Annotated in this window: 15 protein-coding genes; 4 read left to right on the top strand and 11 right to left on the bottom strand. The window is 46.5% G+C overall.

The window, feature by feature from the left end; genetic code table 11:
* Nucleotides 1-5: 5 nt before the first annotated feature.
* Entirely contained in the window at nucleotides 6-1,160 is a 1,155-nt protein-coding gene (locus LCM20_RS06225; RefSeq protein ID WP_225194562.1) for a glycosyltransferase, read from the top strand.
* 3 nt (nucleotides 1,161-1,163) lie between these two features.
* Nucleotides 1,164-2,180 (top strand): NADPH dehydrogenase NamA, encoded by a 1,017-nt coding sequence (gene namA, locus LCM20_RS06220; RefSeq protein WP_225194561.1) that lies wholly within the window; start codon nucleotides 1,164-1,166, stop codon nucleotides 2,178-2,180.
* Nucleotides 2,181-2,406: 226 nt separating this feature from the next.
* Here the strand turns inward: namA and LCM20_RS06215 are convergent, their stop codons facing one another.
* From LCM20_RS06215 to LCM20_RS06195, 5 genes are read right to left on the bottom strand one after another with little or no spacing between them, the layout of a single operon-like run.
* Nucleotides 2,407-2,742 carry a DUF5666 domain-containing protein gene (locus tag LCM20_RS06215; protein WP_225194560.1) on the bottom strand — a complete coding sequence of 112 codons (336 nt, stop codon included), beginning with the start codon at nucleotides 2,740-2,742 and terminating at the stop codon, nucleotides 2,407-2,409.
* An 8-nt stretch (nucleotides 2,743-2,750) separates the two neighbouring features.
* Complete coding sequence (locus tag LCM20_RS06210; protein ID WP_225194559.1) at nucleotides 2,751-3,161, bottom strand: DUF4440 domain-containing protein; 411 nt, start codon at nucleotides 3,159-3,161, stop codon at nucleotides 2,751-2,753.
* The gene (locus tag LCM20_RS06205) at nucleotides 3,148-3,873 is read right to left on the bottom strand and encodes an alpha/beta fold hydrolase (protein ID WP_225194558.1); all 726 of its coding nucleotides are present in this window, start codon (nucleotides 3,871-3,873) and stop codon (nucleotides 3,148-3,150) included. The genes LCM20_RS06210 and LCM20_RS06205 overlap by 14 nt, the downstream gene beginning before the upstream one ends.
* Nucleotides 3,874-3,886: 13 nt before the next feature.
* Nucleotides 3,887-4,528 carry an HAD family hydrolase gene (locus LCM20_RS06200; protein WP_225194557.1) on the bottom strand — a complete coding sequence of 214 codons (642 nt, stop codon included), beginning with the start codon at nucleotides 4,526-4,528 and terminating at the stop codon, nucleotides 3,887-3,889.
* Nucleotides 4,521-4,979 carry an NUDIX hydrolase gene (locus LCM20_RS06195; protein ID WP_225194556.1) on the bottom strand — a complete coding sequence of 153 codons (459 nt, stop codon included), beginning with the start codon at nucleotides 4,977-4,979 and terminating at the stop codon, nucleotides 4,521-4,523. The genes LCM20_RS06200 and LCM20_RS06195 overlap by 8 nt, the downstream gene beginning before the upstream one ends.
* Nucleotides 4,980-5,111: 132 nt before the next feature.
* Here LCM20_RS06195 and rnz point away from each other — a divergent pair, with 132 nt between their 5' ends.
* Complete coding sequence (rnz, locus tag LCM20_RS06190) at nucleotides 5,112-6,038, top strand: ribonuclease Z (RefSeq protein ID WP_225194555.1); 927 nt, start codon at nucleotides 5,112-5,114, stop codon at nucleotides 6,036-6,038.
* Nucleotides 6,001-7,413 (top strand): aldehyde dehydrogenase, encoded by a 1,413-nt coding sequence (locus LCM20_RS06185; protein ID WP_225194554.1) that lies wholly within the window; start codon nucleotides 6,001-6,003, stop codon nucleotides 7,411-7,413. Before rnz ends, LCM20_RS06185 begins: the two co-directional genes overlap by 38 nt.
* A 331-nt stretch (nucleotides 7,414-7,744) precedes the next feature.
* On the opposite strand, the gene LCM20_RS06180 is transcribed toward LCM20_RS06185, so the two are convergent.
* The 6 genes from LCM20_RS06180 to LCM20_RS06155 all read right to left on the bottom strand — a co-directional run bounded on the left by LCM20_RS06180 (nucleotide 7,745) and on the right by LCM20_RS06155 (nucleotide 12,699).
* On the bottom strand, nucleotides 7,745-9,985 hold the full coding sequence (locus LCM20_RS06180) for an ABC transporter permease (protein ID WP_225194553.1): 2,241 nt from the start codon (nucleotides 9,983-9,985) through the stop codon (nucleotides 7,745-7,747).
* Nucleotides 9,982-10,683, bottom strand: a complete 702-nt coding sequence (locus tag LCM20_RS06175; RefSeq protein ID WP_225194552.1) for an ABC transporter ATP-binding protein — start codon at nucleotides 10,681-10,683, stop codon at nucleotides 9,982-9,984. Before LCM20_RS06175 ends, LCM20_RS06180 begins: the two co-directional genes overlap by 4 nt.
* A 171-nt stretch (nucleotides 10,684-10,854) precedes the next feature.
* Entirely contained in the window at nucleotides 10,855-11,079 is a 225-nt protein-coding gene (locus tag LCM20_RS06170) for a DUF3892 domain-containing protein (protein WP_225194551.1), read from the bottom strand.
* 34 nt (nucleotides 11,080-11,113) lie between these two features.
* Entirely contained in the window at nucleotides 11,114-11,263 is a 150-nt protein-coding gene (locus LCM20_RS06165) for a small acid-soluble spore protein P (protein ID WP_225194550.1), read from the bottom strand.
* Between the two features lie 12 nt (nucleotides 11,264-11,275).
* Nucleotides 11,276-11,404, bottom strand: a complete 129-nt coding sequence (locus tag LCM20_RS06160; protein ID WP_225194549.1) for a YpzI family protein — start codon at nucleotides 11,402-11,404, stop codon at nucleotides 11,276-11,278.
* A gap of 47 nt (nucleotides 11,405-11,451) precedes the next feature.
* A complete protein-coding gene (locus LCM20_RS06155) occupies nucleotides 11,452-12,699 on the bottom strand; it encodes a DNA polymerase IV (protein ID WP_225194548.1) in 1,248 nt (415 codons plus the stop codon).
* Nucleotides 12,700-12,778 lie beyond the last annotated feature (79 nt).

Genomic DNA, 12,778 nt, shown 5'->3' with positions numbered 1-12,778 from the left:
GCGCTATGTTCTGGCTCTATGTAATACTCGCTTTGTTCTGGATGGTTGTGTTGGTGGATTACTGGCTGGGGTACAGAAAGATTCCTTCTCTTACCTCGATGAGCAGTCTTCCCTCTGACGAAAAACTCTCGGTGATCATCGCCGCTAAAGATGAAGAGAAGGATATCGAAGCCACGATCCGCTCCCTTGCTGGACAGGAAAACGTAAACGTTGAGATTATTGCGGTCAATGACCGGTCGGATGACCGAACAGGTGAAAGGATGGAGCGGCTTGCTGGTGAGTTCCCGCAGGTTCAAAGCTTCACAATCAAGGCGCTGCCAGACGGGTGGCTCGGGAAGAACCATGCCCTCCACTTCGGCGTGAAACAGGCAACAGGGGACTACTTCGTCTTCACGGATGCCGATATTATCTTTCAGAAGAACGCTCTATCCAAAGCCTTCACGTTTTTGAAAAAGGAAAAAGCTGATCACGTAACGGCGGCGCCCGACTTGAACGGCGAATCCTTCTGGCTTCGAGGCCTCATCTCCTTTTTCCTGTTAGGGTTCGGCTATTTGAAAAGACCCTGGCAGGCCAATCAGGATAATAAAAAAGGCGGCATGGGGATCGGTGCCTTCAACTTGATCTCACGAACGTGTTATGAACAAATCGGCGGTCATGAAGCGATCCGCCTCAGGCCGGATGACGACCTGGAGCTCGGACAGAGAGTGAAACGTTTCGGATTCAGACAGCGTCTCGTCTCTGCCCTCGATGATATGACGGTGGAATGGTACCCATCGCTGAAGGCTGCCTTGATCGGTTTTGAAAAAAATGCCTTCGCAGGACTCAATTATTCGGTACTCTTAGCGTTAACAGCCGTCGTCGGCGTCTTTATTTCACAAGTCCTCCCTTACTTGCTCCTCATTATTTCGCCACTCGAAATTCAAATCATTAGCGCGGTGAATATCGTTTTGTTATGTTGTTTATATGCCTTGACCATTCACAGCCTGACAACGTACTCCATGTGGTATATTCTGGCACTCCCGATTTTTGCCTTATTATTCGTCTATATGCTGTCGCGGGCGCTATTGCTTACATGGATTCGGGGAGGCATCGAATGGCGTGGCAGCCGTTACTCATTAAAGGAATTAAAGCAGCATTTCAAACACTCTGAGGAGGACTAACACGTGAAGCATAAATTGTTTTCACCCTACACGATTAAAAACGTGACACTGAAAAACCGCATCGTCATGTCGCCGATGTGCATGTATTCATCACATGAGCAGGACGGAATGGTCCAACCTTTCCACCTTGCCCATTATGAGAGCCGTGCAGCCGGACAAGTCGGCCTTGTGATGATCGAAGCAACGAGCGTCTTACCTGAAGGACGTATTTCTCACGAAGACTTAGGTATCTGGGAAGATGCACATATAGAAGGACTGAAAGAAGTAACAGAAGGCATCCACCGTCATGATGCGAAAGCTGCAATCCAGCTTGCCCACGCCGGACGCAAAGCCAACTTGAAGGATGAAATCTTCTCACCAAGTGCAAAAGCGTTCAACGATGCATTCAAAGTACCTACAGAAATGACAAAACAAGATATAGACCGAACGATCACAGCCTTTAAAGAAGGGGCAGAGCGTGCCAAAGAAGTAGGATTCGACATCATTGAACTGCACGGTGCGCACGGATATTTGATCAACCAGTTCCTCTCCCCGCTTACCAATGAACGTAACGATGAGTACGGAGGAAGCGCAGAAAACCGCTACCGTTTCCTGAAGGAAGTCATTGAATCGGTCCAGACGGTTTGGGACGGTCCGTTGTTCGTCCGCATATCTGGTGAAGAATATCACGAGGGCGGCAATACGATGGAGGATTTCATCTTCTTCTCGAAGGAAATGAAAGCGCAGGGAGTCGACTTGATCGACGTCAGCTCTGGTGGAGTGGTTCCTGCCGCCATCGACCCGTACCCAGGCTACCAGGTTTCCTATGCAGAGCAAGTGAAAAATGGAGCTCAGATCGATACAGGAGCTGTCGGACTCATTACGTCAGGAAACCAAGCTGAAGAGATTCTGCAAAATGATCGAGCGGACTTGATTTTCCTTGCCCGTGCCTTACTAAAAAATCCGTACTGGCCGAAGCAGGCAGCGGATGAACTCGGATATGAACTCGAAGGTCCTCGTCAATATACGAGAGCCTGGTAAAGATCGAAAAGGAGACTCTCAACCATCGAGAGTCTCCTTCTTTATGACAGGTAATCATAAATGGATGACCGGTTCTGCACAACGATTCGTAAACCGTTGGGTGGGAAACGTTATTTAGTGGATGCAGAACCTTATAAAGTCCATAAGATGAACTCTTCGACTGCCACCCCTACACCGTTTCATTAAGCAAAGAGACTTCCCTCACTAATGAATTTCTTACTCTAGCTCATTCATCCCGCTCTACTTTTTTGGATAGGATATGAATGCGACCAGCATCGACTAAACCTTCAGCCTGCTTCCCCCACACTTCCACCAACTGACCGTTCTGTATAGAATCCGCTTCACCACTATAATCTGTTTCTTCCGTTACCCGGATCGTGTACACCGGAAATTCGGCTTCGGGGTCCTTACTGATAGGATTCAGCAAAAATCCACTGCCATCCATTTCATGGACAACCCCTTTGACATCAGGTTTCAATGAGAGCCAAGTCCCTCCGACCATGATCACCAGAACCAAGAGCGTTCCGAGCACCACACCTAAGATAACAATTTCCTTCTTCACATGTGCGTTCACGATGAAAAATGAGGACTTCTAAGGGTTTTAAAGTCCACTTCTCCTACTGAGTAATTCGTAATGGTGCCTTGATGGAAAGACAACTTCCACTCCGCACCCTGACGCTTCCAAATGGAACTTCTGAACGTATTTCGTTTCCTTGTAAGGTCCTCTAAAAAGTATGTGGCAAGCACCACATGTTCTGCGAGAATTTCAATGCCGTAGTGGTGAATCGTCATGTCTGTCAGAACAACGCCTTCATTCAAGCAGTGTTCACGGTCATAAATGACTCCAGAACTGCCAAACTCCCAGAAATCATCGGCTAATAGCTGAGAAAGCTTTAGTGTAGAGGATCTGACTTCCATATGGATGTGGTCTTTCTCCAAACGAAGCAGCGTCTCTTCCAACTGTCGACTATACGCGTTCATAGGCACCGACTTCTTCAAGGAACTGCCTCAAGATCGTCGAATACAACTCGGGCTGTTCGTCATGGACAAGGTGAGCGGCAAAAGGAAGGACGGCCACTCGAACGCGGTCCGACTGTTCTGGATATAGAGCCGCTCCTTTCACTTCATGAAGATTACGCTCTCCCACCATAAACAGAATAGGCACATCGATATCCCCTAAATTCTTCGTCTCTTCAAACGGATACCAAGAACCGTCTTGTGCCATATGGATGATCGTCCTCCAATCAGACTGATGCTTTTCATCCAGCTGCGCACAGAGCTCTTCATTATTCAAAAGCTGAGACTGCATGGCACTGTCCTCCCCGTGCATCTCCTCCCAATTGTGCGGCTTCCCGGGCATCAGTCCGGAGACTGAGAGGCTCTGTACATAGCTTGGATACTTTCTTGTGAAAAACAGACCGACAAGAGCACCGAGTGAACATCCGACGACATGCACCTCTTTCAATCCGAGGCCGTCGAGGGTTTCTTTCAAATCATCTGCGCTGTCTTCAAAGAAATGGTCAAAGTCTTCTGTGTAAGACTTCCCATGCCCTCTTAAATCCGGTGCAATGACTCGAAAGTCTTTCTCGAACGCTTTCTGCTGCTCTTCAAAATCTGTGATGCCGGTTTCAAGACCCGTATGCAGGAACACGATGGGTTCGCCGTTTCCTTTTTCGTATGTATGTAGTTTCATTGAATTTCACTCCTTAAATAAGTTGTTTCAGAATTGGATCAGACATCGTTTCGACCCTTAAATGGATTTGTTTATCAAAAAACAGATCTCTTGTAGTTGGATTGGGTATGGCAACACAAGGAATTCCTGCACGAATAGCTGCTTTTGCGCCGTTTGGTGAATCTTCAAACACTACGGCTGATTCCGGTTCTGATTGGAAGTTATCTAATACATGTAAAAAGAGCTCTGGATCTGGTTTCACTCTTTCTACATCATCAGCTGTGCAGATAAAATCAAAGGTACTCTCCAACCCAAGCAGGCTTAAATGATTGTCCACCCAACTTCTCGTCGAGCTCGAGGCTAATGCAAGAGTATGGCCTTTATTTTTAGCTTGGTCAAGATAGTCACGCACCCCTTCTCTAGGCTCTGCTTCGGAAATCAGCGCCTGATAGATTTGCCTTCTTTCCTGCCTTATTACTTCTCTTATAAGGTGCGGACGAGCTTTTAAGACTGCTTCATAGGGATCAAAGTTAAGTGATCCGCCAATACATGATAACCATTGTTGCTTCGGGAACTTAGAGCCGTAAGATTTATAGAGTTGTTCAAAAGCTTGAAGATCATACGACTCCGTATCAAATATAAGACCGTCAAAATCAAAAATGAACAGTTTAACCATAAGCAATCAAAGCCTTGTCTATTTGGTCGACATATCCGATATCTTCCAAAAGGTCCCATAGTACAATTTGATCAGCCTCATCATTTTCCCTAAAAGGTTGGATATCATGTAGCCGGCAGCTATATAAAGCCCCGTATTCTAAGCGGTCATCCGGCTTCAGTTGGAACTTCATCAATCCCTTAAAACACATATCCCTTGATTGTTGATTTGTCTCTTCTTTCATTTCACGTATCGCACATTCTCTTGCACTTTCTCCCGCGTCAATGACACCTCCAGGAAGCTCCCAATGTTGACGCCACGTATTGTAAAGCAGCAAATACTTTCCATCATACTCTGCTACAACCAGTGCGTGAGTAAGCGGCGCATCTGAGAGCGAGCTTTTCATTTCGTTTTCCTCAACTTCTAGAAACTCAAGAAAGGCATGTCCTTTATCACTTACTAATATCGTCATGTGGCACCTCCGTTTTCAGAAAATAATGACATATGATAGTTTAACATAATCTTACAACATTTTCTTTCATTTCATTTGAAGTGTGGAAAAAGCCTTCAAGTGGTATGATAGAAGCAGTAGGAGGGTATCTACATGGAACTATTTTTTCTAGGAACGGGGTCCGGAGTACCGTCAAAGGAACGCAATGTTTCCTCCCTCGTCCTCCGTATGCTGGAAGAGCGCGGAACGACATGGGTCTTTGACTGTGGTGAAGGAACCCAGCAACAAATTTTAAACACAAATATCCGCCCAAGGCGCATTGAGAAGATTTTCATTACACACCTTCACGGTGACCATATTTACGGACTACCCGGGTTGTTAAGCAGCAGGTCCTTTCAGGGCGGCGAAACCCCTGTAACCGTCTATGGTCCGCGCGGATTAAAGGATTATATTGAAATCAGTCTGCAGCTGAGTGGGACTCACCTGCGCTACCCTCTTTATGTCGAAGAAGTGGAAGAAGGCTTTGTATTTGAAGACGATCAGTTTATAGTCGAAGCTGTGAAATTGGAGCATGGGCTCGACAGTTACGGGTACATAGTGACAGAGAAGGAGAAACTCGGGGAACTACAGCCGGATAAGCTGAGAGCGCTCGGTGTACCGCCTGGTCCCATCTATCAGCAAATCAAATCAGTAGAACAGACCCGGCTTCAGGACGGCCGCATCATTCATCGTAAAGATGTGATCGGACCTCCGAAGAAAGGCAGAAAAGTTGCCATACTTGGTGACACACGCTCCCTTCCTGAATTGAAGGAACCTCTATACAAAGCAGATGTTCTCGTACATGAAGGGACTTTTGCGGGTGAGGATGCTGAACTCGCCTATGATTACTATCACTCTACCGTTACAGAAGCCGCTTCTCTCGCCAACGAGGCAGAAGTCGGCGAGTTAATTTTGAATCACATTTCTTCCCGTTACCAAGGGAAAGCGATTCAACAGCTCGAGGAAGAAGCACGTTCGATCTTTCCGAACACGACTGTGGCCTATGACTTTTATCAGCACGCCATCAAGCGAAGTGAATAAAGGAGGACTTGGGATGCATCCCGTTGTTGATCAACAGAAAACGTGGTTTCAAAAAGGCCATACAAAAAGCTATGAATTTCGCCGCAAACAGTTAGAACGTCTGAAAAAAATGCTCATTACGTTCGAGAAACCGATTCTGGATGCCCTTAAGTTTGACTTGAACAAGTCGGAATATGAAGCCTATGCTTCGGAGCTTGCTTTTCTAAAAAGTGAGATCCATCATCAGATGAAGGATTTGAAAAAGTTAATGCGCCCGGAGAAAGTGAAAGCGCCACTGACGCATACGGGTTCGAAAAACTATATCTATAAAGAGCCGTATGGAACCGTCCTCGTCATTGCTCCGTGGAACTATCCGGTCCAGTTGGCTCTTGCTCCCGTTATCGGAGCAGTGGCAGCCGGAAATACGGTGATCATCAAACCATCAGAGCTTACGCCGACGGTTTCCTGGGTGATCAAGAAGATGATCGAGCAGTACTTCCCACCTGAATACATCGCTGTACTTGAAGGGGACAAAGAAGTGACACAGCAGCTGCTGGACTCACCGCTCGATTACGTCTTTTTCACAGGAAGTGTCCCCGTCGGGAAAATCGTCATGGAACAGGCAGGTAAACGCCTTATTCCCGTGACGCTTGAGCTCGGCGGAAAGAGTCCAGCCATCGTCCACAAGGATGCAAAGCTTGACTTAGCCGCAAAACGCATTGTCTGGGGGAAATACACGAACGCCGGTCAGACGTGTATTGCACCTGATTACCTGTTCGTTCATCAGGACGTGAAAGAAGAGCTCATCGCAAAAATCCAGCACTATACGGCTGAATTTTACGGAAACGCACCGCTCGAAAATCCAGATTACGTGAAAATCGTCAATGACAAGCACTTCGATCGTATCAAAGGATACTTGAATGACGGAACAACCCTGTCAGGCGGAGCATTCGATTCTGTCAGAAGGAAGATCGAACCTACGCTTCTTGATGACGTCAGCTGGGACGATTCCGTCATGCAGGATGAAATATTCGGACCGGTTCTGCCGATTCTCACTTATGAAAACCTGGATGAAGCTATCGAACAAATTACGGACCGACCAAAACCACTTGCTCTCTATTACTTCGGAGAATCGGAGGAAAATCAGGAGAAAGTCATCCAGTCTGTTGGTTTCGGAGGAGGATGTATCAACGACACGCTGTATCACATTTTGAATCCCTACCTCCCATTCGGCGGTGTAGGAGAAAGTGGAATCGGAAGCTACCACGGCAAATACAGTTTCGATACGTTCACTCACCACAAGAGCATTACCAAACAGTCTACGAAATTCGACCAAAACTTCCGCTACCCCGGATCCGAGGTAGGACTGAAAATCATCAAGCGAATATTTGGGTGAAATAAAGCCTCCGTTATTAAAAACGGAGGCTTTTTAGAGTGTTAAGAATGCACTGAAATTTACTCAATATTATTTCGAAAATGATATTTTTATATAGGATGGAAAGAATGTTCAAATGCTGAGTGTTCGCACAGCCCTTTGCTTCAGAGGCTAATTTTTCCCAGATCCACTATTATCGCAAAGTGGGGTGGAAAATGGCGAGACTCCTGTGGGAACAGCGGGTCAGTTGAGACCCCGGAATGACCGAAGGGAATGAGGAGGCTCAGCGCCGCCCACGGAAAGCGAGTCATTTTCCACCCCACGACTCACTCTACTTCATCAAGAACTTTTTTTAATCCTGCTGTTTCTTAAGCGCTTCCTGCAAAGATACTTTTTTCAGCTTGCGCTTCGACAACGTCAACGATAGCCAATACGTAAGACCGATCACGACAAAGCCAACGACAACCATCCACCAGGTGACATCTGTCGGAAGAATGAATCCTGTTTCTTGAACAAGACCATTCATCGCCTGGGACAGCGCAAGCCCCGCAAGAGGAATCGAGACGAAATAAGATAGAAACACAATAGGTGTGTACACATTCAATACGAGCTTCGATACCTCTTTCTCATGATAGCCAAGCACTTTGAACAACGAAATGGAAGGCGAATTCTCTTCGACGATCAAGTTCGTTAAGAGTGTCAACACGATGACGCCGATCAGCACCGCAAATACAGCCATTCCGATCACAGAATTCCGGGTAGCACCGGATGTCGATTCAAAGCTTTCAATCAAGCTCTTTTTGTTCTCAACCATAAAGACATCTTCTGTCATTTCAGGTTCTGTATCCTGCCAGGCACCTGTGTAAGCCCCTTCTGGATACGATAAAAAGTCATTCACTTCACTTCTCGGAAGGTAAATGTGACTTCCGATATACACATCGGCAATGCCCGCGATCGGAACAGAATGCTCTTCGTCATTCAAAGCGTTTGTAATCGATATTCGATCTCCAACCGAGACACCGGCAACAGCGGCTGCCGGCCTGCTAACAATCGCCCCTTCAGTCAATTTCCCATTCAAACGTTCTCCACCATTCATCAATTGAAGATAGCCTGTATCTGGTTCCACTCCATAAAGGGTATATGTTGCGCTATCGACCTGCACTTCCGCTGTCGTGTAAGGACTCACACCTTCAGGTAGTTGTTCGGTTTGCAAACCAGCATAATGAACGGCATAGTCGTAAGTCTGGATATCCTCATACGTCGTTTCCACAAGGCGGTCCATCGAATTGAACGTAATCAATCCGAATAGTAATAGAACCGTGGAAAACATGACACCAAGAAAAATATAAAGGCTCCTCGCCTTACTCCGAACCAGCAACCGGAGACGGAATCGCCGGATAAAACGACCTTTGGCCAGCCAAGGGAGCTTCTCCAACCAAGATTTCTTGCCTGTCGACATTTCCTTAGGCTTCAAAAGGGTCAACGGCTCTGTTTTCAACGTACGGTTGATCACAAGCATCGTTAACAGGACCAAAAGGACGATTGGGATGACGAACCCGATCAATAGAACGACGGGGTCGAAATCAAAGTTTGATAAGGCCGGAAGATTGAAGTATGTCGCATAAAGGTCAGACAGTGGAAGCGACAATAAGGCACCTAAGAGGATGCCGAGAATACTTCCTGCAAGACCAATCGCATAGGCATAGCCGAGGTAATGCCTTCTCAACTCTTTCTTATAGTAACCAAGAGCCATCAACGTTCCGATTTCCTTGCGTTGAAGGTCCAGTCTCCGCTTCATCAATAGAAGAACCATAGCGATCGAGAGAGCCAGTATGATTAAAGGCAGCGTTGTAATTAATGCCTGCGACCCTTCAATCTCAGATTCAACAAATTGAATTCTGGCGTTGTCTTCACGGCTGACGAATTGAAGAAGAGACGCTCTTTCGTTCACTTCCGTCCTGAGCCCTTCTGGAACCTCTCCTGTAGACGTCCACCCCAAGGTCTGGAGTTGTGCCCTCTCTTCCATTTGCTCCAGCGTATCCGCTGTTGTGACGCCTATTCCAAATTGAGAAGGGTCACTCAGTAGGTCTGTCTGCCGCTCGATCATGTAAATGTAGTCAGGCAGATAAACGAATCCAGTAATGGAAAAGTCGACCTCATTCACCGTGAACGTATCGCCAATCTCCAATCCCTGACTGTCCGCAAATGTCCGGGCTAAAGCCACTTCTCCCGTACTTCCAGGCATCTCACCTTCTGAAGTATAAGGGATATTCACGTCTTCCGTTGGATGGAATAGACGGAGGGTCGTGTTTTCATCCGTCCCGACATCTTTGAACGTACGTTGTTCCAAGGTTATCTCGTACGATTCTTCAAGACCAGTGAGCGTAGTATCATCAAGCGGTTCACTCGCCATCCAATGGAGCGTTTCCTGTTTGTAATCTTCCTTGAACGCTTCATTTCGCTCCTCAAGCGTCGTAATGGCCATCGAGAGAGACACATAAAGCATCACAGCAAGCATCAACAGGATGGTCACTCCTGCGTATTGAAATTTCTTCTCTTTAATTGTGCGGCTGATTGTTTTTCGTAAAATCATGCCCACGTCACCTTCTCAGGATCGATCGGGTGTTCGTTGTCATATTGCTCTACAATTTCACCACTGCTCATCCGAATCACTTTATGAGCCATCTCGCCGATTCCTTGGTTGTGTGTGATGATAAACACCGTCGTACCGTACGTTTCATTAACGAATTGCAGCAGCTTGAGGATTTTCTTCCCGGTCTCTTCGTCTAAGGCGCCAGTCGGTTCATCACATAGTAAAAATTCCGGGTTCTTGATCAAGGCTCTCGCAATCGCGACTCTCTGTTGTTCACCTCCACTGAGTTGGTATGGGAACTTATCTTTTTTATCCCACATTCCGACTTTTTCTAATGTATCTTTCATATCCAAAGGGTTTTGACTGAGTTCACGACCGACCTCCACATTCTCCTCCACGGTCAAGGTCGGGATCAAATTATATTGTTGAAAAATAAAGCCGGCATAATTTCGACGGAATTCAGTCAATTGGTGATCCTTCAGGGCATCGAGTTTTTGATCAGCTATCGTGATCGATCCTTCGTCATAGCGGTCGATCCCGCCGATGACATTCAGTAATGTGGATTTGCCTGAACCAGACGGACCTAGAATGGTGACAACCTTGTGATCCGGCACCTCCAGGGTCGCTTTCCTTAGTGCATGCACCTTCACTTCACCACTCTGATACACCTTACTTACGTTTTGCACGGCAATCGCCATTTCATCATCTCCAATGAAAGTTTTGAAATGAATTACATTGATTATTTCATTTTCAGTTTACTACACCCCTATTGAAACCGCAACGACTTTTTGAAATATATCTATGCTTATATTTCATTTTTTATAAATAAAAAAAGAAAACCGGAACGATGGTCCGTTCCGGCTCTCTTATTAGAAAGTAGGCAGTTGATCCAGGTTATTCGATTTATCGCCATCAGGCTGACTGCGAAGGTGGTCTTCGCCATCTTTCCCTTTGATCAACTGGACGTGCTCAATTTCACCACTTCTTGCAAGTTCATGAGCTTGTTTATAATCAACAACACGTCCAGATGAAAGCTGCATTTCAACAATGCTTCCTTCAGCGTTTTTTCGAACAGCTACAATGTGGTCCGGCATTTGAGCGGGCCTCCTTTTATTTCTTTCACGTTTGTTACATATCGTGAGAAGTTTTTTGGTTGTTTCGTGAATGGTTGGCTGTCTTCACTTTATGAGAGCCTTCCATCGGTTCGCCGTACCCCTGTTTCGGAGATTTCGGCAGATGGGGAGCTTTCTGTTGTTTCGGTCCCATGCGTCGACCCATGGTCATCGCCTCCTAACGTCTCTTTCTGGCAGCTTCCGGTCCTTCCATTGCGGTAGCACCTGGATAGCTGAGCTTCTGATCTCGGTCAGACTCGACTTTTCCAGAACGTTTCAGCTTTTTCTCTTGACGATCTTTACCCATAACAAAATCGCCTCCCTTCTCTTTTAGTATGGAGAGAAAAAAGGCGATTATTCTTTCTTATAGTCATCCAAAAAATCCTTTTGAAAGCTGGTTTCGACTTTTGCATCTTTCGGTGCGGATATTTTTTTGAATGGATTTGAACCATAACGTTCCGTTAGATGGTCGATCACTTTATAAAGGTTTTCTTTCTCAGCGTGCTGTTCGTAATTGAATAAGTCCAGCTGCTGGGTCACTTCTGACTTTTCTGCAAAGTCGGAAGCTGTAATCCCAAGAAGGCGGACGGGCGTCTGATTCCAATGATCATCAAACAGTTGGATGGCAGCGGAGAACAAGTCATCCTTATGATCGATATAGTCATGCAGCTGCTTGCTTCTCGTAATCGTTCTCCGATCATGATAACGGATCATCAGCTGTACGTGGCGTGCAAGCACTTCTTTGCTTTTCATCCTGGCTTCTACTTTCCCAGCGAGTCTTCGAAGAACAGACCGGACCTCTGTATCGTCTGTCGTATCTTCAGCGAGCGTTGTGGAGGTGCCAATGCTTTTGAATTCATGGACAGCGTCAGGGTCGACGGGGCGGTCATCCAGTCCGTTCGCCCTGTTCTGGAGTCTTTCTCCGTTTATCCCAAGCAGTCTCTTCAAATCCAAAACGGGTTGCTTCGCCAAGTCCCCGATCGTTTCAATGCCGATTTTCTTCAATTTTTCCGCTGTCTTCTCTCCTACTCCGTACATTTCCTCGATAGGCAGCGGCCAAAGTTTATGGTCAAGATCTCTTTTCCTTAAAATCGTAATGCCCATTGGCTTCTTCATATCCGAAGCCATTTTCGCCAGAAATTTATTCGGAGCAATTCCGATACTGCAAGGGAGGTCCAATTCCTCATAAATGCGCTTTTGGATGTTCTCTGCAATTTCAGGTGGTGACCCTTGATCGGCACAGGCTGTAATGTCCATATATCCTTCATCAATCGAAACCGGCTGTACCAGATCCGTAACCTCTGCCAGGATCTTGAACATTTCCTTCGATGCCGTGCGGTAACGCTCAAAGTTGGGGCGCATCACCTTCAAGTCAGGACAAAGCCTTTTGGCTTCAAACAAGGGCATCGTCGTCTTCACTCCGAATTTCCTTGCTTCATAGCTGCTCGTTACAACGATCCCCTTCCGTTCCTCAGGGTTTCCGGCAATCGCAAGAGGTTGTCCTTTTAACGAAGGATCGAAAGCCATCTCGACGGAAGCATAGAAGCTATTCATATCGACGTGAAAGATGACACGCCCGTTTTTCGGATACCATTTCGACACGTGAATCCGTCCTTTTCTCGAACTGTTGTTCCTCTATTATATCACGAAGCCCTCGGGCGTTAACAGAAGAAAACCCGAG

Source organism: Halobacillus litoralis, assembly GCF_020171725.1.
Lineage (GTDB): Bacteria > Bacillota > Bacilli > Bacillales > Halobacillaceae > Halobacillus > Halobacillus litoralis_F.
This window is presented reverse-complemented; position numbering and strand designations above follow the sequence as displayed.